We start from the raw sequence: 17,122 nt of genomic DNA on the forward strand, positions 1-17,122 counted from the left end.
CCTGAAGTCTCAGTTGCCGACGCGGCGGCGCAGGTCCTGGAAGGCGGTGTAGTTGGCGATGACCTCGATCCGGCCGGGCGGGCTCAGCTGCACGGCCTGGTCGAGGTTGTCGCAGACCTGGAACTGCTGGTTGGCGACCTCCAGACGCACCGCGAGGTCCAGCTTGCGGTCGCCGACCACGCAGATCGGGTGGCCGGTCAGCCGCGTGTAGTCCACGTCCCACAGCCAGGAGGTGTCGGTGCCGTCGGCGCCGCGCGCGTTCACCGAGAGGATCACCGGGGTCGGCGGCGGATCGATCAGGCTGAACGTCTCCAGCCAGCCCGCCGGGTTCTTCGCCAGCAGCAGCCGCAGGTCACGGCCCTCGAACTGGACGACGTCGTAGCGTCCGGCGACGGCCTGCACCTGGTACATCCGCTCCAGCGCCACCTGCGGGGGCACCCCGAAGACGGCGGCGACGGCGGCCGAGGAGGCGGCGTTGGCCTTGTTGGCGCGCCCGGGCAGCTGGAGGTGGATGGGCCAGGCGGAGCCGTGCGGGTCCAGGACGTGGTCCCCGGACAGCGCCCAGCTCGGGGTGGGCCGGCGGAAGCCGCACTCGCCGCAGAACCAGTCGTCGCCCGGACGCTGCATCACACCGCCGCAGGACGGGCAGGACCAGGCGTCGTCCTTCCACATCTGCCCGGCCGCCACCCAGACGACGTTCGGGGAGGAGGACGCGGCCCACACGACCAGCGGGTCGTCGGCGTTGGCGACGATCACGGCCTTGGAACCCGCGAGCCCCTCGCGCCAGTTCTCGGCCAGCATCCGCGTCTCGGCGGCCCGGTCGAGCTGGTCGCGGGAGAGGTTCAGCAGCGCGATGCACTTGGGGTCGGTGTCACGGGCGACGCCCGCGAGGTACTTCTCGTCGACCTCGATCACGCCGTACCGGGACTCGTTGCCCCCGGCCAGCGCCGAGGTGATGCCCGCGGGCATGTTGGCGCCCAGCGCGTTCGACACGACCGGTCCCGCGGCCCGCAGGGCCTCGGCGATCAGCCGGGTCGTGGTGGTCTTACCGTTGGTCGCGGAGACCAGCACCACGTCCAGGTGCTGGGCCAGCCGGGCGAGCAGGTCGGGGTCGAGTTTGAGTGCCACCCGGCCACCGATCACCGAACCGCTGCCGCGCCCCGCAGCGCGCGATGCCGCCGCGACCGCCTTGCCCGCGGTCACGGCGAGCTTGGCCCGCGGCGTGAGCGGGTCCGAGTTGCCTGCCATCAGTTCTCGATCCTCCTTGCGTACGCGCCGCGCCTGTCGGAGACGTGGTGGTGGTCAGCCTATCGAGATCCAATCGCACTCCCGAATCCGTACCCTGACCGACATGCGACACAGTTCCATTCCGGGCACCCGAGGCCGGGTCCTTCCCCTGACCGTGCTGGGCGATCCGGTCCTCCGCACCCCCTGCTCCGACGTGACCGAGTTCGGCGCTGAACTCCGGTCCTTGGTCGAAGACCTGTTCGCCACGATGTACGCCGCCGAGGGCGTCGGCCTCGCCGCGAACCAAGTGGGTGAGTCGCTCAGGGTATTCGTCTACGACTGCCCGGACGACGATGACGTACGGCATCTCGGCCATGTCGTGAACCCGACGCTGGTCGAGGCGGACGGGGTGGTGGTCCGGGGACCCGAGGGCTGTCTGTCGCTGCCGGGCCTGGAAGCGGGGACGGAACGGTACGACCACGCGGTCGTCGAGGGGTTCACGATGACGGGGGAGCCGGTCACGGTCCACGGCACCGGCTGGTTCGCGCGGTGCCTCCAGCACGAGTGCGACCACCTGGCGGGGACGGTGTACGCGGACCGTGTCACGGGCCGGCGCCACCGGAAGCTCATGCGCCAGGTGAGCAGGGCCTCCTGGCACAGGTGACGGCCCTCAGAAGCCCGGACCGCCGACCCTGTCCCCGGCGGCGGCCAGCCGGCCCCACAGCAGATCGGCCAGGCTCCGCACCAACTCGGCGCGCGAGCAGGGCCGTTCGCCCAGCCACCAGTCGCCCGCCGCGTGCATCATGCCGACGATCCCGTGCCCCCACACCCGGGCCAGCTGCTGGCTGCCGGGGCCGAGGTCGAGACGCTCCTCGATGACCTGGGCCAACTCCTCGCCCATGCGCCGCAGCAGGGGGATGGAGTGCTTCCCGGCGTCGAACCCCTGGTCGGCCGTCTGCGTGCCCTCCGCGGGGTGCATCAGGAACCGGTACACCTGGGGGCGGGCCTCGATCGCCGCGAGGTAGGTGTCGAGTGTGGCCTCGACCCGGTCACGGCGCTCCGCGGGCGCGTCCAGCGCGGCCCGCAGGGAGGCCAGCAACGCGTCGGTGTGCCGTTGGGCCAACGCGGCGTAGAGTCCCCCCTTGTCGCCGAAGTGCCGGTAGAGGATCGGCTTGGTGATGCCCGCCTCCGCGGCGATCGCGTTCATGGAGGCCTGGGGGCCGTCGCGCAGGACCACCCGGTCCGCGGCCTCCAGCAGCTCGCGCCGTCGGCGGTCGGCGGACCGCTGCTGCTCGGTCCGCTGCGTGGTGTCCATCTGCTCTCCCCACCCGTGCTGATTCGGTGACGCCTGCGCAAACTAACACTCACCATGCCTCATGCATCGAACGGGCTGCCGAGGCATCATCGGGAGTTGACTTTTCCTACTCGCTGGTAACAGACTCGGGTTACCGCTAGTAACACGCACGTGCGCCGCCGCCTGGAGGGGACATGGCCGAGTTCACCATGGAGCTCAACGACGAACAGAAGGAGGTCCGGGACTGGTTGCACGGCTTCGCCGCCGACGTCATCCGCCCCGCGGCCGCCGAATGGGACGAGCGTGAGGAGACTCCCTGGCCGGTCATCCAGGAGGCCGCCAAGGTCGGAATCTACTCGCTCGACTTCTACGCCCAGCAGTACTTCGATCCTACGGGCCTCGGCATCCCCATGGCCATGGAGGAACTGTTCTGGGGCGACGCGGGCATCGCGCTGTCGATCGTCGGCACCGGCCTCGCCGCCGTAGGCGTCCTCGCCAACGGCACCGAGGAGCAGATCGGCACCTGGATCCCCCAGATGTACGGCGACGCCAACGACGTGAAGGTCGCGGCGTTCTGCTCCTCCGAGCCCGACGCCGGCTCGGACGTGGCCTCCATGCGCACGCGGGCCGTGTACGACGAGGCCAAGGACGAGTGGGTGCTCAACGGCACCAAGACCTGGGCGACCAACGGCGGCATCGCCAACGTCCATGTCGTGGTGGCCGTGATCGACCCCGACCTGGGGTCCAAGGGCCATGCGTCCTTCATCGTCCCGCCGAACACGCCCGGCCTGTCGCAGGGTCAGAAGTTCAAGAAGCACGGCATCCGCGCCTCGCACACCGCCGAGGTCGTCCTCGACGGCGTGCGCGTGCCGGGCTCCTGCCTCCTCGGCGGCAAGGCGAAGCTCGACGAGCGCCTCGCGCGGGCCCGTGAACGCGCCAAGCAGGGCGGCGAGCGGGTGAAGAACGCGGCGATGGCCACCTTCGAGGCGTCCCGTCCGGCGGTCGGCGCCATGGCCGTCGGCACCGCCCGCGCCGCGTACGAGGTCGCGCTCGACTACGCGAAGACGCGTGAGCAGTTCGGCCGCCCGATCATCGACAACCAGGGCGTCGCCTTCCAGCTCGCCGACATGCGCACCTCCATCGACGCCGCCCGGCTGCTGGTCTGGCGCGCCTCCTGGATGGCCATCAACGGCCGGCGCTTCGACGCCGCCGAGGGCTCGATGTCGAAGCTCTTCGCCAGCGAGACCGCCAAGAAGGTCACCGCCCAGGCCGTGCAGATCCTCGGCGGCAACGGTTACACCCGCGAGTACCCGGTCGAGCGCATGCACCGCGACGCGGCGATCTACACCATCTTCGAGGGCACGAGCGAGATCCAGCGGCTGGTCATCGCCCGCACCCTGTCGGGGATGCCGATCCGCTAGGGCGTGTCCGCGAAGTCCCGTCCCGCGCGCGGGACGGGACTTCGCGGCGTCCGGCCGCGCTCGCGTTCAGCGGTGTCTGAGCGGTGTGAGCTGCTCGATGTCGTACTTGGCGCGGAGCCGCTCGATCGCCTCGTGGTCCGGTGGGCCGCCCCCCGACAGGATGTCCAGGAGCTCCTCGAAGTACCGCTCGTGGTCCGGGGGCGGCGAGGCCTGGAAGAACATCTTGGCGGGGGAGTCGGTCGGGTTGGCGAAGGCGTGCGGGCACCCCGGGGGGACGACGATGACCGTGCCCGGGGTGGCCCGTACCACCTGGTTGCCCGAACCCGACGTCCAGCGCTGCCAGTTGTCCGGGGTGCGGACGCGCGGCTCGAAGGCGAGGACGTCCAGTTCGCCTTCCAGGACGTAGAACAGCTCCTCGCTGCGGGCGTGGACATGGGCGCCGACGTCGAAGCCCGGGGGCACGATCACCTCGAAGGCGGACGCCGTGCGGGAGTGCGTGCCGGTCACCTTGAACGTCACGTGCTGGGCCGGCGTCTGGACCACCCGGCCGTGACCGGGTGGGACCAGCAGACCCTCGGTGGCCGTCACCAGGTCACCGGGAGCGCCTCGGGGCCGCGGATCAGCGCGCCCTTCCTGAACGGGACCTCCCCGGGCGGCACCGCGAGCCGGAGACCGGGGAGCCGGTCCAGGAGCGCGTCCACGAGGAGCTCGGACTCCAGGCGGGCCAGCATGGCGCCGGGGCAGAAGTGCGGGCCGAAGCCGAAGGAGACATGGGGGTTGGGGGAGCGCAGGAAGTCGATCGTCTCCGGGTGCGGGAAGACCGCCGGGTCGCGGTTGGCCGCCAGGTACGAGACGTAGATCGCGTCCCCGGCCCGGATCCGGACCCCCTTGATGCCCACGTCCTCGGTCGCGATCCGGGACAGACCCACCGCGCTGCGGTGCGGGATGAAGCGCAGGAGTTCGTCGATCGCCTGCGGGCGGATCGCCGGATCGGCGCGCAGCCGGTCCGCGAGGTCCGGGCGGGTCAGCAGCAGATAGAACATCTGGCCGCTGTTGTTGGTGACCGCCTCGCCGCCGATCTGGAGGAGGACCGCCAGACCCACCGCCTCCTCCAGCGTCACCTCGTCGCGCCCGACCGCGGCTCCCAGCAGGGACGCCACGTCCTCGGCCGTACTGCCCTCGCGCAGCGCGATCAGGTCGGAGAAGTAGGCGCCCATCTCGCCCTTGGCCTTCTCGCTGACCTCCTTGCCGTGCGAGGAGGACAGGATCAGCTGGGTCCAGGTGTGCATGAGGTGCCGGTCGGCGGCCGGGACCCCCATCAGCTCGCAGATCACCGCGATGGGGAACGGGCTGAGCACCGCCGCGGTGAGATCGGCGGGCGGCCCGGTCCGCACGAGGCCGTCGATGAGCTCGTCGAGCATCCGGCGGGATCTCTCCCGCACCCGTTCCACGCCCTTGGACGTCAGCGCGGCGGCCACGGAGCGGCGCAGCCGGGTGTGGTCCGGCGGGTCGAGGAAGCCGACGGCGCCCCGCTCGGGGATGAAGTGCGGGGCGAGCCGGGTGACCGGCCGGTCCATCACCGCCTCGCGGCTGAACCGGGGGTCGTTGGCCACCATCCGCACGTCGTCGTGGCGGGTGACCAGCCAGGCCCAGCCCTCGCCGTTGGGCAGCTGGATCCGGGTGACCGGGCCCTCGTCCATCAGCTCGGTCAGGACCGGGTCGAAGTCCACCCCGCTCAGATCGAGCGCCGGCCAGTGCCGGACGGGGGGCAGGATCTCGGTGATCGTCTCTTCGGTCATCTCATGCCGTCTCGTCGGGGCGCCGCCAGCGGCCCAGGGACATTTCCGCGGTGATGCCGGGTCCGAACCCGGCGAGCAGTCCACGCGCCCGGTCCGGCGCGCCGCCCTCGTCGAAGAGCCGGCGCAGCGCGTCCAGCACGACGGCGCTGGCGATGTTGCCGTACTCGGTGAGGGTGGCCCGGGAGAACCGGAAGGCGTGCGGGTCGACCTGGAGGAACTTGCTCAGGTCGTCGAGGATGCGGGGACCGCCCGCGTGGACGATGTAGAAGTCCAGGTCGGCCGCGTCCCAGCCGTGCAGTCCCGCGAGGTCCTGGAGCGCCGGGGCGAGCGGCTCCATCGTGGCGGGCACCCGCTTGTCCAGCTGGAAGTGGAAGCCGGTGGCCCGCACGTCGTACATGATCCACTCTTCGGTCTTGGGGATCAGGTACGACCCGTTGCGCTCCAGCACGATGCCCTCGCCGCCCCTGCCCCGCACGACGGCGGCGGCGATGCCGTCCCCGAACAGGCCGTTGGACAGGAGGTTGCCGATGCCCAGGTCGGTGGGCTGGTAGCACAGCGAGCAGAACTCGCAGGCCACGATGAGCGCGTTGGCCTCGGGGTAGGCCGAGCAGAAGTCGTGCGCCCGGTTGATCGCCGCGCCGCCCGCCGCACAGCCCAGCTGGGCTATGGGTATCTGCCGGGTGGTGCTGTCGAAGGCCATCTCGTTGATCAGCCACGCCGTCAGCGAGGGCATCATGAAGCCCGTGCAGGAGACATAGATGATGACATCGATGTCAGACGTCAGGAGCTCCGCGTCGTCGAGCGCTCGCTGGACGACCGCGGGGACGCGGGCCTTCGCCTCGGCCACGTAGACCTTGTTGCGCTCCTCGAAACCGGGATGCTTCAGGGTCTCCTCGATCGGCTGCACGATGTGCCGGGTCCGGACGCCGGTGTTCTCGATCAGCCGGAGAGCGAGCGGCAGTTGCGGATGATCCGCGTGGTGGGTGGCCGCCAGCTCCAGCGTCTCCTCCATCGTGATCACGTACTCCGGAACGGACACCGAGGGTCTGCACAAAGTCGCCATGAGCTGTGCCTGCTTTCGCCTCAGGGAGTGGTCCAGTCCACAATCACCCGAGGGTGCGGCGAGTTCGCGCCGGAATACTCCGTTCCGGCGACGGGGGGAGACTCAAACGGGAAGAGGCGAAAAAGGCTCCGAACGGGGGCCGGGGAGCTCCGGGGGCCTCAGGGCGCGCTGCCGCTGCTGTGGGCGATGCACGCCACGTCGATGCGGTCCGCCAGTTTCGCGAGTTCGATGGTCAGCGCGGCCACCGTGTCCTCGTCGAGGTCCTGTTCGCCGGCCTCGACGAGGTGCAGCCAGCGCCCGCCCACGGTCCGCAGCAACTTGCTCACGTCGGAGGCCGACACCTGCAGGTTCCCCCGGTCGTCGACGATCAGGGGCAAAGTCACTTCACGGCTCACATCGGGGATGGTAACCGCGCGGCGCTCACGCTCCGTGCCAAACCGTGGTGATGTTGCAGAACTCGCGGATTCCGTGCCCGGACAGCTCACGCCCGTACCCGGACCGCTTCACGCCGCCGAACGGGAACGCCGGATGCGAGGCGGTCATGCCGTTGACGTACACGGCACCGGCCTCCAGATCATGGACGAACCGGTCGATCTCCGCCTCGTCGCGCGTCCACACGTTCGAACTCAGCCCGAACGGCGAGTCGTTGGCGATGAGCACCGCCTCGTCCAGGTCACCGGCCCGGTACAGGGTCGCCACCGGCCCGAACGCCTCCTCGCGGTGGATGCGCATCTCCCGGTCGATCCCGGCGAGCACGGTCGGCGCGTAGTACCAGCCCGGCAGGTCCGGCCGCTCGCCCCCGCACAGCACGCTCGCGCCGCTGCGCCTCGCGTCGTCGACCAGCTCCTCCAGATCGGCGCGCCCCTGCTCGGTGGCGAGCGGACCGACGTCCGTCGACTCCTCCAGGGGGTCACCCACAGTGAGCGCCCTCATGCCCGCCACGAACTTCTCGGCGAACGCGTCGTAGACGTCCGTGTGCACGATGAACCGCTTGGCGGCGATGCACGACTGGCCGTTGTTCTGCACCCGCGCGGTCACCGCGACATCCGCCGCGCGGTCGAGGTCGGCGGACGGCATGACGACGTACGGATCGCTGCCGCCCAGCTCCAGCACCGTCTTCTTCACCATGTCGCCGCAGACGGAGGCGACCGCGCGTCCGGCCGGCTCGCTGCCGGTGAGGGTCGCCGCCCTGATCCGCTCGTCGCGCAGGATCTCCTCGACCGGGCCGGAGCCGATCAGGAGCGTCTGGAAGACGCCCTCGGGGAAGCCCGCCTGGTGGAAGAGGTCCTCCAGGAACAGCGCGGTCTGCGGCACGTTCGAGGCGTGCTTGAGCAGTCCCACGTTGCCCGCCATCAGCGCGGGCGCAGCGAACCGGACGACCTGCCACAGCGGGAAGTTCCACGGCATCACGGCGAGCACCGGGCCGAGCGGGCGGTAGCGCACCCGCACCCGGGCCGCGCCGGAGTCCTTGACGTCGGACTCGGCGGGTTCCTCGTCGGCGAGCAGGGACTCGGCGTGATCGGCGTACCAGCGCATCGCCTTCGCGCACTTCGCGGCCTCCGCGCGGGCCTGTCCGACGGGCTTGCCCATCTCGGTCGTCATGACCCTGGCGATGTCGTCCGCGGCGGCGTCGAGAAGGTCCGCCGCCCGGTGCGTGAGCCGGGCCCGCTCGGCGAACGGCGTCGCCCGGTAGGTGCGGAACGTGGCCTCCGCGAGCTGGAGCCGGCGCTCGATCTCCTCGGCGCCCATGGCCTGGTACGTCTTGAGCGTCTCGCCGTTCGCCGGGTTGACCGTCGCGATGGGCATGACCGACCTCCTGGAAAAGGGGGGACTGTCTCTCGACCTTCCCGCGCGGGGGCCGGGCCCGCAACGCGTGTGTCAGCGCGTGTGCTCCGCCAGCCGGTCCAGGAACGCGGCCTGCGCCGTGACGATCACCGCCCGCGCGCGGTCGAGGGTGAACCACGCGACCCGGTCCAGCTCCGGGAAGTCCTGTTCGTGCCCCGACTTGGGTGGCCACTCCATGCGGAAGGTGCCCGGGACGATCGTCGCGGGGTCGAGATCCGCCTCGATCGCCCACACCGTGACGACCTTGCCGTTCTTCTGCGTCACCTCGCCCAGCGGCACGGCCTCCCCCTCGGGCGGCGCCAGCCCCAGCTCCTCCCGGAACTCACGGCGCGCCGCGTCCCAGGCCGTCTCCTCCCCGGCCACGTACTCGCCCTTGGGCACGCCCCACGCGCCCGCCTCGCGGTGGGCGTAGAAGGGGCCGCCCATATGACCGAGCAGCACCTCAGGACCGTCCCCGGCACGCCGGTACAGGAGCAGGCCCGCGCTCGTCCTCACGGCGTCACCTCCGGGTGCGCGGCCAGCAGCGTCTCCACCGTGTCGGCGTCCTCGGGCCGCTTGTCCTCGCGGTAGCGGACCACGCGCGCGAACCGCAGCGTGACCCCGGCCGGATACCGCGTGGACCGCTGGAGACCGTCGTAGGCGATCTCCACGACCAGCTCGGGCCGGACGGTCACCACATGGCCGTCCGTGCCGACGGCCAGTTCCTGGAGCCGTTCCGTCTGCCACGCCAGCATCGCGTCGGTCATCCCCTTGAACGTCTTGCCGAGCATCGCGTACGACCCGTCCGCCGCCCGCGCGCCCAGGTGCAGGTTGGAGAGCCTGCCGGTACGGCGGCCATGTCCCCACTCGGCGGCCAGCACGACCAGGTCGAGCGTGTGCACCGGCTTGACCTTCAGCCAGGACGCGCCGCGGCGGCCCGCGCTGTAGGGGGCGTCCAGGGACTTCACCACGACGCCCTCGTGCCCGCGGGCCAGCGTCCCGGCGAGGAAGGCCTCCGCCTCCTCGGTGTCCTCGGGCCCCGCGACGAGCGCCCGCCGCACCCGCATCGCCTCCGGGACCAGCCGGGCCAGCTCCGTGTGCCGTTCGGCGAAGGGAAGATCGAGCAGATCGCGGTCGCCGGAGTGGAGCACGTCGAAGAAGACGGGGGAGACGGGGACCTGCCTCGCGGCCGTCCCCACGTCGGTGCGGGAGCCGACGCGGCCCGCCGTCTCCTGGAAGGAGCGGGGCCGGCCGTCCTCGCCGAAGGAGAGGACCTCGCCGTCGAGGACGAACCGGTCGCCGGGCAGGCCGCGTGCCGCCGAGGTCACCTCGGGCAGCCGGTCGGTGATGTCGTCGAGGGTGCGGGTGAACACCCGGACGTCGTCGCCGTCGCGATGGACCTGGACACGGATGCCGTCGAGCTTCTCCTCCACGGCGCACACGCCCAGCTTCCCCACGGCCTCGGCCACCGAGGAGGCGCTGTGCGCGAGCATCGGCAGCACCGGGCGGCCCACGGTGAGACGGAACCGGGCGAGCGCGCCCGGGCCCTCCGCCAGCAGGGCCTCGGCGACGGTCCGCAGGGAGCCAGCCAGCATCACCGCCCGGCGCACGTCGGCGGGCGGCGCCCCGGTGGCCCCCGCGAGCCCCTCGACGGCGACCGCGTCCAGGGCGCCCTGCCGCACCTCCCCGCTGATCAGCCCGAACAGGAACCGCTGCTCGTCCTCGGTGGCCGCGCCCATCAGCTCCCCGACCAGCCGGAGCCGTTCGGCCTGCGAGCCCGCGCCGGAGACCCCGGCCAGCGCATCGAGGAGCGCGTCCACGTCCCGTACGGTCAGCGTCGCCTCCGCCGCCGGGGCCACCGGACGGCTCAGCACCTTCCAGCCGACCCCGAGCCGCCCCTGGGGCAGGCGTCCGGCCAGATACGGGATCACCACCGGCACGTCCGCCGGTTCCGTCTCCCGGAACAGTTCGGCGAGCAGCGCGACCTTCTTCGAGCGTGCGGAGGTCGCGGCGACCTCCCGGGACACCTGGGCCAGCCGGGCAAGCAGCATGCAGCCATGGTGCACCGGAGGCCGTCGCTCTACACCCGGGAGGCCGCGTCCAGGTCCGCCATCAGCAGGTCGCCGTTGATCGTCGCCCCCGCCCGGTAGCCGCCCGCCGCGGCGTTGACCACCTGCTCGGCGAAGCCCATCGCGTTGCCCGCCGCCCACACACCGGGCACGGTCGTCTGCCCGGTCGCGTCCACCACGGGATACGCGCCGAACGGCGTCTCGGCCAGCTCGGCGCCCAGCTGCTCCAGCAGCTCGTTGCGCGGGACCGCCCGGGGTGCCACGAACAGCACCTCGCGGGCGTGGACCGTCCCGTCGGCGAGCCGTACCCCGGTGAGACGGTCGTCCTCGACGACGAGTCCCGCCACCTCGCCGGGCACCACCGAGACGCCCGCCGCGGCCAGCCGGCGCCGGTCGTCGTCCGACAGCTCCTCCTCGGTGACCGTGTGGAGGAAGAGCGTCACGTCCTTCGACCACTGGGACACCATCAGAGCCTGGTGCACGCCGAGCGGGGTCGTGGCGAGGACGCCGAACGCCCGGTCGCGGACCTCCCAGCCGTGGCAGTACGGGCAGTGCAGCACATCGCGGCCGAACCGCTCGGCGACGCCGGGGACGGACGGCAGCTCGTCCTTCAGCCCGGTCGCGACGACCAGGCGGCGGGCCCGGACGGTCCGCCCGCCCGCCAGGGTCAAGGTGAAGCCCTCAGGGGCGTCGGCGGCGACGTCCACGGCCCGGTCCCGGACCAGCTCGACGCCGTAGCGCGCGATCTCCTCCCGGCCGATCGCCAGGAACTCCGCGGGCGGCATGCCGTCCCGGGACAGATAGCCCTGCATGTGGGCGGCGGGCGCGTTGCGGGGCTCACCGGCGTCGACGACGAGGGTGCGGCGCCGGGCGCGGCCCAGGACCAGGCCCGCGGAGAGGCCCGCAGCGCCGCCGCCGATCACGATCACTTCATAGGTCTCGGTCATGCCCACACCGTCGCCCCGACCGTGCGCGATTGACAAACGAAGTTGCCGAACCTGCAATATCCGCATGACCGCAGAAGACGTACTCGCCGAAGTGGGCCCCCGGCTGCGCAGGATCCGCAAGGAGCGCGAGGTGACCCTGGCCGCGCTCTCCGAGACGACCGGGATCTCCGTCAGCACGCTCTCCCGTCTGGAGTCCGGGCTGCGCAAGCCGAGCCTGGAACTGCTGCTGCCGATCGCCCAGGCGCACCAGGTGCCGCTGGACGAACTGGTCGGGACGCCCCCGGCGGGGGACCCGCGGGTGCGCGCCAAGCCGCTCGTGCGGCACGGACGCACGTACTGGCCGCTGACCCGGCAGCCCGGCGGGCTCCAGGCGTACAAGGTGCTCGTGCCGCAGCGGGACGAGGAGCCCGAACCGCGCACCCACGAGGGCTACGAGTGGCTGTACGTCCTGTCGGGGCGGCTGCGGATCGTCCTCGGCGACCACGACGTGGTGATGGCCGCCGGGGAGGCCGCCGAGTTCGACACCCGGGTGCCGCACTGGTTCGGGTCGACGGGGGAGGGCCCGGCGGAGTTCCTCAGCCTGTTCGGGCCACAGGGCGAGCGGATGCATGTGCGGGCCAAGCCGCGGCAGGCGTGACGGGCCGGGCCGGGCCGCTGCCGGGTGAGCCGGGCCCCGGGTGGGTCGGGCCCCGGGTGGGTCGGTCTCGTGCGAGCCGGTCCCGGCTGAGCCGGTCCGGAGCGAGCCGGTCCCGGCTGAGCCGGTCCGGAGCGAGCCGGTCCTGGGTGAGCTGTTCCCTGATCGGCAAGCGACCGCTTAGTATGCGACTACCCCAGGTCGTACGACGTAGTCGCGTGGAGGCATCGCATGCAGGCATGGCAAGTGCACGAGAACGGCGAGCCGAGCGAGGTGATGCGCCTCGCGGACGTGGAGACGCCGACGCCCGGTGACGGCCAGGTCCTGCTGAAGGTGCGCGCCGCCAACATCAACTTCCCCGACGTGCTGATGTGCCGCGGCCACTACCAGGTCAGGCCGCCGCTCCCCTTCACCCCCGGGGTGGAGATCTGCGGCGAGACCGAGGACGGCCGCCGCGTCCTGGCCAACCCCGCGCTGCCGTACGGCGGTTTCGCCGAGTACGCCGTCGCGGACGCCGCCGCGCTGCTGCCCGCGCCCGAGTCGCTGGACGACGCCGAGGCCGCGGCCCTGCACATCGGCTACCAGACGGGATGGTTCGCCCTGCACCGGCGGGCCGGACTCGAAGCCGGCGAGACGCTGCTCGTGCACGCCGCCGCCGGTGGGGTCGGCAGCGCGGCCGTCCAGCTCGGCAAGGCCGCAGGGGCCCGGGTGATCGGGGTCGTCGGCGGCGCCGACAAGGCCGCCGTGGCCCGTGAGCTGGGCTGTGACGTGGTCGTCGACCGCAAGAGCGAGGACGTCATCGCCGCCGTGAAGGAGGCCACCGGCGGCCGGGGCGCCGACGTCGTCTACGACCCGGTCGGCGGCGAGGCGTACACCCAGTCGACCAAGGTCGTCGCCTTCGAGGGCCGGATCGTCGTCGTCGGCTTCGCCAGTGGCGAGATCCCCAGCCCGGGGCTCAACCACGCGCTGGTGAAGAACTACTCGATCCTCGGCCTGCACTGGGGCCTGTACAACGTCAGGAACCCCAAGCTGGTCCAGCACTGCCACGAGCAGCTCACCGAACTCGCCGCCCGGGGGGCCGTCAAGCCGCTGGTCAGCGAGCGCGTACCGCTCGCCGGGGCGGCAGCGGCGGTCCAGCGGGTCGGCGACGGGCTCACCACCGGCCGTGTCGCCGTCGTCCCGAACGGAGCCGGAGCATGACCGACGCCACCGAACTGAGGCGCCGCACCGCCGAGTTGCTGGCCGCCCACCCGCCCGCGAGCACGGAGCGGCCGGAGTTCCTGCGCGCCCGGTTCGACGCCGGGCTCGCCTGGGTCCACTACCCCGAGGGGCTCGGCGGTCTCGGGGCCCCGCGCTCCCTCCAGGCCGTCGTGGACGCCGGGCTGGAGGCCGCCGGAGCCCCCGACAACGACCCGCGGCGCAACGGCATCGGCCTCGGCATGGCCGCGCCGACCATCCTCAAGTACGGCACCGAGGAGCAGAAGCGGCTCTTCCTGCGGCCCCTGTGGACCGGCGAGGAGGTCTGGTGCCAGCTCTTCAGCGAGCCCGGCGCCGGATCCGACCTGGCCGGACTCGGCACCCGCGCCGTCCGCGAGGGCGACGACTGGGTCGTCAACGGGCAGAAGGTGTGGACGTCCGGCGCGCACAACGCCCGCTGGGCCATCCTCATCGCCCGCACCGACCCGACCGTGCCCAAGCACGCGGGCATCACGTACTTCCTGTGCGACATGACCGACCCCGGCGTCGACGTCCGGCCGCTGCGCCAGATCACCGGCGAGGCCGAGTTCAACGAGGTGTTCCTCACCGACGTCCGCATCCCCGACTCCCGCCGCCTCGGCGAGATCGGCGACGGCTGGCGGGTCGCCCAGACCACCCTCAACAACGAGCGCGTCGCCATCGGCGGTATGCGGCTGCCCCGCGAGGGCGGCATGATCGGCCCGGTCGCCAGGACCTGGCGCGAACGCCCCGGACTGCGCACCCACGACCTGCACCAGCGGCTGCTGAAGCTCTGGGTCGAGGCCGAGGTCGCCCGCCTCGCCGGCGAACGCCTGCGCCAGCAGCTCGTCGCCGGACAGCCCGGCCCCGAGGGCGCCGGCATGAAGCTCGCCTTCGCCCGCCTCAACCAGGAGATCAGCGGCCTGGAGGTCGAACTCCGGGGCGAGGAGGGCCTGTTGTACGACGACTGGACCATGCGCCGCCCCGAACTGGTCGACTTCACCGGCCGGGACGCCGGGTACCGCTATCTGCGCTCCAAGGGCAACAGCATCGAGGGCGGGACCAGCGAGGTCCTGCTGAACATCGTCGCCGAACGCGTCCTGGGCCTGCCCTCGGAACCGCGCACCGACAAGGACGTCGCCTGGAAGGACCTCGCCCGATGAACACGCAGCCGGATCTGCTCTACTCCGAGGAGGAAGAGGCGCTCAGGGCCGCCGTGCGGGACCTCCTCGCCGACCACTGCGACGCCCCCGGCGTCATCGCCCGCACCGAGTCCGACACCCCGCACGACCTCGCCGCCTGGAAGGCCCTCACCGACGGCATGGGCCTCGCGGGTCTCCTGGTCCCCGAGGAGCTGGGCGGCCAGGGCGCCACGCACCGTGAGGCCGCCGTCGTCCTGGAGGAGCTGGGCCGCGCGGTCGCGCCCGTGCCCTACCTCACCAGTGCCGTCGTCGCCACCGAGGCGCTCCTCGCCTGCGACGACGCCGAGCTGCTCGGCGAACTCGCCTCGGGACGCGGGATCGGCGCCCTCGCCGTCCCCCTGCACCTGGGACCTGGCCGCGCCCACCCCGTCGTACGCCTCGAAGACGGCCTCCTGCACGGGGAGTTGGCCGGGATCGCGGACGCGGCCGTCGCCGACGTGCTGCTGGTCCCGGCCGAGGACGGTGGCCTGTACGCGGTGCGGGCCGCCGCCGTGACCGTCACCCCGCAGGTGTCCTTCGACCTGACCCGGCCGCTCGCGACCGTGACGCTCGACGGCGCCGAGGGGCGGTCGCTCGGCGAGGCCGGACCCGCGGTACGGCGGGCGCTGCGGGCCGGGGCCGGGCTGCTCGCCTCCGAGCAACTCGGCGCCGCGGAATGGCTGTTGACCGAAACCGTGCGGTATCTGAAGGAGCGCAAGCAGTTCAACCGGCCCGTCGGCGGGTTCCAGGCGCTCAAGCACCGCCTCGCGCAGCTGTGGCTGGAGGTCGTCAGCCTCCGGGCCGCCGCCCGCAACGCGGCGGACGCGCTGGCGACCGGGCGGGACGCGGACCTGGCGGTCGCCGTCGCGCAGTCCTACGCGGCCCCCGTCGCCGTGCACGCGGCCGAGGAGGCGCTCCAGTTGCACGCCGGCATCGGCATGACCTGGGAGCACCCGGTCCATCTGTATCTCAAGCGCGCCAAGGCCGACTCGATCGCGTTCGGGACGGCCGGGGCGCACCGGGAGGCGCTGGCCGAACTGGTCGACCTGCCCACGCCCTGACGCCCCCGGCGTCCCTCCGGCGAAGCCCGCCCCGACCGGGCGGGCTTCTCCGTGCCCCCGGGCCCGGCCCGGGGGAGTGAACGAGCGGCGGCGGTCCGGCCAACTCCTGGCATGTACAGGTTCATCGGGCGCGAACGGCCCCATACTCCCTGTGGATTCGACACCCGTCCACAGGGAGGCACCCCATGGCCCACCTCACTCGCCGCAGAGCGCTCACCACGTTCGGCGCCACCGCGGCGGCCGTGCTCGTCGCACCCGCGGGCCGTGCCCTGGCCGGTGAACACCCGCACGGGCCAAGGCCGTTGTGGCGGGCCCACGCCCACAACGACTACGAGCACCCCCGGCCCCTGCTCGACGCCCTCGACCACCGCTTCGGCAGCGTCGAGGCGGACGTCTTCCTCGTCGACGGGCAGCTCCTCGTCGCCCACGAGGTCACCGACCTCGACCCGGCCCGCACCCTGGAGTCCCTCTACCTCGCCCCGCTCGCCGCCCGGGTACGGGCCAACCGCGGTTCCGTGTACCGCGGTCACCGCCACCCGCTCCAGCTGCTCGTCGACATCAAGACCGAGGGCGCGGCCACGTATCTGGAACTCGACCGCCAACTCCGCCGCTACAGGCACCTGTTCACGACCTACGCCCACGGCCGGGTCCGCCCCGGCGCGGTCACCGCCGTCGTCTCCGGCGACCGCGCGGCCCGGACGCCCATGGAGGCGCAGACCGTGCGCCACGCCTTCTACGACGGCCGGCTCAGCGACCTCGGCAGCCCGGCACCCGCCTCGTTCATCTCGCTGATCAGCGACAACTGGACCCTCAACTTCAGCTGGCAGGGCGTGGGCGAGTTCCCGGCCGCCGAGCGCGCGAGGCTCCGCTCCCTCGTCGACGCCGCCCACGCGCGGGGCCGGCAGGTGCGGTTCTGGGCCACCCCCGACCTCGCCGGACCCGCCCGTGACGCGCTGTGGGCCGAACTGCTCGCCGCCGGCGTCGACTACCTCAACACCGACGACCTCGCCGGACTCGAAGCCTTCCTGGACGCCCACCGCACCCCCTAGGCGCATCGGCCCGAAGCGCCGGACGGGCCCGGACATCACACGTTCGGAGGACAGGTCAGCCGCCCGGACGAACCCTCCGCTACGCCACACTTACGGCCGAACGCCGTGAACCGGACGTGACGGCGTGGCGGAGGAGGTTGACGATGGCGATTTCCATCTCAGTGGTGCTGCTGCTCCTGATCCTGGCGGTGATCTTCCTGCGCAGCGGAGGACTGAAGCCCTCCCACGCCCTGGTCTGCGCGCTGCTCGGCTTCTACCTGGCGAGTTCGGACATCGCCCCCACGATCCACGACGGCCTCACGGCCACCGCGGACATCGTGGGAAGCCTCAACCCCTGA

At 72.2% G+C, this 17,122-nt stretch carries 18 protein-coding genes; 8 read left to right on the forward strand and 10 right to left on the reverse strand.

What is annotated here, in order from left to right; translation table 11 throughout:
- Positions 1 to 9: 9 nt before the first annotated feature.
- Entirely contained in the window at positions 10 to 1,248 is a 1,239-nt protein-coding gene (locus ACIPSE_RS40005; RefSeq protein WP_401673185.1) for a MurT ligase domain-containing protein, read from the reverse strand.
- A 103-nt stretch (positions 1,249 to 1,351) separates the two neighbouring features.
- Between ACIPSE_RS40005 and def the strand changes: the two genes are divergently transcribed.
- A complete protein-coding gene (gene def / locus ACIPSE_RS40010) occupies positions 1,352 to 1,891 on the forward strand; it encodes a peptide deformylase (protein WP_401673187.1) in 540 nt (179 codons plus the stop codon).
- Positions 1,892 to 1,897: 6 nt separating this feature from the next.
- On the opposite strand, the gene ACIPSE_RS40015 is transcribed toward def, so the two are convergent.
- Entirely contained in the window at positions 1,898 to 2,542 is a 645-nt protein-coding gene (locus tag ACIPSE_RS40015) for a TetR family transcriptional regulator (RefSeq protein ID WP_401673190.1), read from the reverse strand.
- Positions 2,543 to 2,715: 173 nt separating this feature from the next.
- Between ACIPSE_RS40015 and ACIPSE_RS40020 the strand changes: the two genes are divergently transcribed.
- The gene (locus ACIPSE_RS40020; protein ID WP_401673193.1) at positions 2,716 to 3,942 is read left to right on the forward strand and encodes an acyl-CoA dehydrogenase family protein; all 1,227 of its coding nucleotides are present in this window, start codon (positions 2,716 to 2,718) and stop codon (positions 3,940 to 3,942) included.
- A 66-nt stretch (positions 3,943 to 4,008) separates the two neighbouring features.
- On the opposite strand, the gene ACIPSE_RS40025 is transcribed toward ACIPSE_RS40020, so the two are convergent.
- The 8 genes from ACIPSE_RS40025 to ACIPSE_RS40060 form a co-directional block, all read right to left on the reverse strand.
- Positions 4,009 to 4,530, reverse strand: coding sequence for a cupin domain-containing protein (locus ACIPSE_RS40025; protein ID WP_401673196.1), 522 nt, complete (start codon positions 4,528 to 4,530; stop codon positions 4,009 to 4,011).
- Positions 4,527 to 5,741, reverse strand: a complete 1,215-nt coding sequence (locus tag ACIPSE_RS40030) for a cytochrome P450 (protein ID WP_401673199.1) — start codon at positions 5,739 to 5,741, stop codon at positions 4,527 to 4,529. The genes ACIPSE_RS40025 and ACIPSE_RS40030 overlap by 4 nt, the downstream gene beginning before the upstream one ends.
- A 1-nt stretch (position 5,742) precedes the next feature.
- Complete coding sequence (locus ACIPSE_RS40035) at positions 5,743 to 6,828, reverse strand: type III polyketide synthase (RefSeq protein WP_401673584.1); 1,086 nt, start codon at positions 6,826 to 6,828, stop codon at positions 5,743 to 5,745.
- A 134-nt stretch (positions 6,829 to 6,962) separates the two neighbouring features.
- Entirely contained in the window at positions 6,963 to 7,199 is a 237-nt protein-coding gene (locus ACIPSE_RS40040; protein WP_401673201.1) for a DUF6213 family protein, read from the reverse strand.
- A gap of 25 nt (positions 7,200 to 7,224) precedes the next feature.
- Positions 7,225 to 8,610, reverse strand: coding sequence for an NADP-dependent succinic semialdehyde dehydrogenase (locus tag ACIPSE_RS40045; protein ID WP_401673204.1), 1,386 nt, complete (start codon positions 8,608 to 8,610; stop codon positions 7,225 to 7,227).
- Positions 8,611 to 8,682: 72 nt separating this feature from the next.
- A complete protein-coding gene (locus ACIPSE_RS40050) occupies positions 8,683 to 9,144 on the reverse strand; it encodes an NUDIX domain-containing protein (RefSeq protein WP_401673206.1) in 462 nt (153 codons plus the stop codon).
- The gene (locus ACIPSE_RS40055; RefSeq protein WP_401673208.1) at positions 9,141 to 10,679 is read right to left on the reverse strand and encodes an ATP-dependent DNA ligase; all 1,539 of its coding nucleotides are present in this window, start codon (positions 10,677 to 10,679) and stop codon (positions 9,141 to 9,143) included. Before ACIPSE_RS40055 ends, ACIPSE_RS40050 begins: the two co-directional genes overlap by 4 nt.
- Positions 10,680 to 10,708: 29 nt before the next feature.
- Positions 10,709 to 11,644: an NAD(P)/FAD-dependent oxidoreductase gene (locus tag ACIPSE_RS40060; RefSeq protein WP_401673211.1), complete on the reverse strand. Its 936-nt coding sequence runs from the start codon at positions 11,642 to 11,644 to the stop codon at positions 10,709 to 10,711.
- A 64-nt stretch (positions 11,645 to 11,708) separates the two neighbouring features.
- Here ACIPSE_RS40060 and ACIPSE_RS40065 point away from each other — a divergent pair, with 64 nt between their 5' ends.
- The 6 genes from ACIPSE_RS40065 to ACIPSE_RS40090 all read left to right on the forward strand — a co-directional run bounded on the left by ACIPSE_RS40065 (position 11,709) and on the right by ACIPSE_RS40090 (position 17,122).
- Positions 11,709 to 12,281 carry a helix-turn-helix domain-containing protein gene (locus ACIPSE_RS40065; RefSeq protein ID WP_401673213.1) on the forward strand — a complete coding sequence of 191 codons (573 nt, stop codon included), beginning with the start codon at positions 11,709 to 11,711 and terminating at the stop codon, positions 12,279 to 12,281.
- Between the two features lie 228 nt (positions 12,282 to 12,509).
- Positions 12,510 to 13,478: an NADPH:quinone oxidoreductase family protein gene (locus ACIPSE_RS40070; RefSeq protein WP_401673215.1), complete on the forward strand. Its 969-nt coding sequence runs from the start codon at positions 12,510 to 12,512 to the stop codon at positions 13,476 to 13,478.
- Entirely contained in the window at positions 13,475 to 14,656 is a 1,182-nt protein-coding gene (locus ACIPSE_RS40075) for an acyl-CoA dehydrogenase family protein (RefSeq protein WP_401673218.1), read from the forward strand. The genes ACIPSE_RS40070 and ACIPSE_RS40075 overlap by 4 nt, the downstream gene beginning before the upstream one ends.
- The gene (locus tag ACIPSE_RS40080) at positions 14,653 to 15,735 is read left to right on the forward strand and encodes an acyl-CoA dehydrogenase family protein (protein WP_401673220.1); all 1,083 of its coding nucleotides are present in this window, start codon (positions 14,653 to 14,655) and stop codon (positions 15,733 to 15,735) included. The genes ACIPSE_RS40075 and ACIPSE_RS40080 overlap by 4 nt, the downstream gene beginning before the upstream one ends.
- A 185-nt stretch (positions 15,736 to 15,920) precedes the next feature.
- Entirely contained in the window at positions 15,921 to 16,784 is an 864-nt protein-coding gene (locus ACIPSE_RS40085; protein ID WP_401673223.1) for a phosphatidylinositol-specific phospholipase C/glycerophosphodiester phosphodiesterase family protein, read from the forward strand.
- Positions 16,785 to 16,927: 143 nt separating this feature from the next.
- Positions 16,928 to 17,122 (forward strand): hypothetical protein, encoded by a 195-nt coding sequence (locus ACIPSE_RS40090; RefSeq protein ID WP_401673225.1) that lies wholly within the window; start codon positions 16,928 to 16,930, stop codon positions 17,120 to 17,122.

Source organism: Streptomyces sp. NPDC090106, assembly GCF_044747265.1.
Taxonomy (GTDB): Bacteria; Actinomycetota; Actinomycetes; order Streptomycetales; family Streptomycetaceae; genus Streptomyces.

Excerpts from the sequence above, each read along its gene's own strand:
- ACIPSE_RS40005 (WP_401673185.1), bottom strand. The coding sequence starts at position 1,248 with ATGGCAGGCAACTCGGACCCGCTCACGCCGCGGGCCAAGCTCGCCGTG.
- def (WP_401673187.1), top strand. The coding sequence starts at position 1,352 with ATGCGACACAGTTCCATTCCGGGCACCCGAGGCCGGGTCCTTCCCCTG.
- ACIPSE_RS40015 (WP_401673190.1), bottom strand. The coding sequence starts at position 2,542 with ATGGACACCACGCAGCGGACCGAGCAGCAGCGGTCCGCCGACCGCCGA.
- ACIPSE_RS40020 (WP_401673193.1), top strand. The coding sequence starts at position 2,716 with ATGGCCGAGTTCACCATGGAGCTCAACGACGAACAGAAGGAGGTCCGG.
- ACIPSE_RS40030 (WP_401673199.1), bottom strand. The coding sequence starts at position 5,741 with ATGACCGAAGAGACGATCACCGAGATCCTGCCCCCCGTCCGGCACTGG.
- ACIPSE_RS40045 (WP_401673204.1), bottom strand. The coding sequence starts at position 8,610 with ATGCCCATCGCGACGGTCAACCCGGCGAACGGCGAGACGCTCAAGACG.
- ACIPSE_RS40055 (WP_401673208.1), bottom strand. The coding sequence starts at position 10,679 with ATGCTGCTTGCCCGGCTGGCCCAGGTGTCCCGGGAGGTCGCCGCGACC.
- ACIPSE_RS40060 (WP_401673211.1), bottom strand. The coding sequence starts at position 11,644 with ATGACCGAGACCTATGAAGTGATCGTGATCGGCGGCGGCGCTGCGGGC.
- ACIPSE_RS40065 (WP_401673213.1), top strand. The coding sequence starts at position 11,709 with ATGACCGCAGAAGACGTACTCGCCGAAGTGGGCCCCCGGCTGCGCAGG.
- ACIPSE_RS40070 (WP_401673215.1), top strand. The coding sequence starts at position 12,510 with ATGCAGGCATGGCAAGTGCACGAGAACGGCGAGCCGAGCGAGGTGATG.
- ACIPSE_RS40075 (WP_401673218.1), top strand. The coding sequence starts at position 13,475 with ATGACCGACGCCACCGAACTGAGGCGCCGCACCGCCGAGTTGCTGGCC.
- ACIPSE_RS40080 (WP_401673220.1), top strand. The coding sequence starts at position 14,653 with ATGAACACGCAGCCGGATCTGCTCTACTCCGAGGAGGAAGAGGCGCTC.
- ACIPSE_RS40085 (WP_401673223.1), top strand. The coding sequence starts at position 15,921 with ATGGCCCACCTCACTCGCCGCAGAGCGCTCACCACGTTCGGCGCCACC.
- ACIPSE_RS40090 (WP_401673225.1), top strand. The coding sequence starts at position 16,928 with ATGGCGATTTCCATCTCAGTGGTGCTGCTGCTCCTGATCCTGGCGGTG.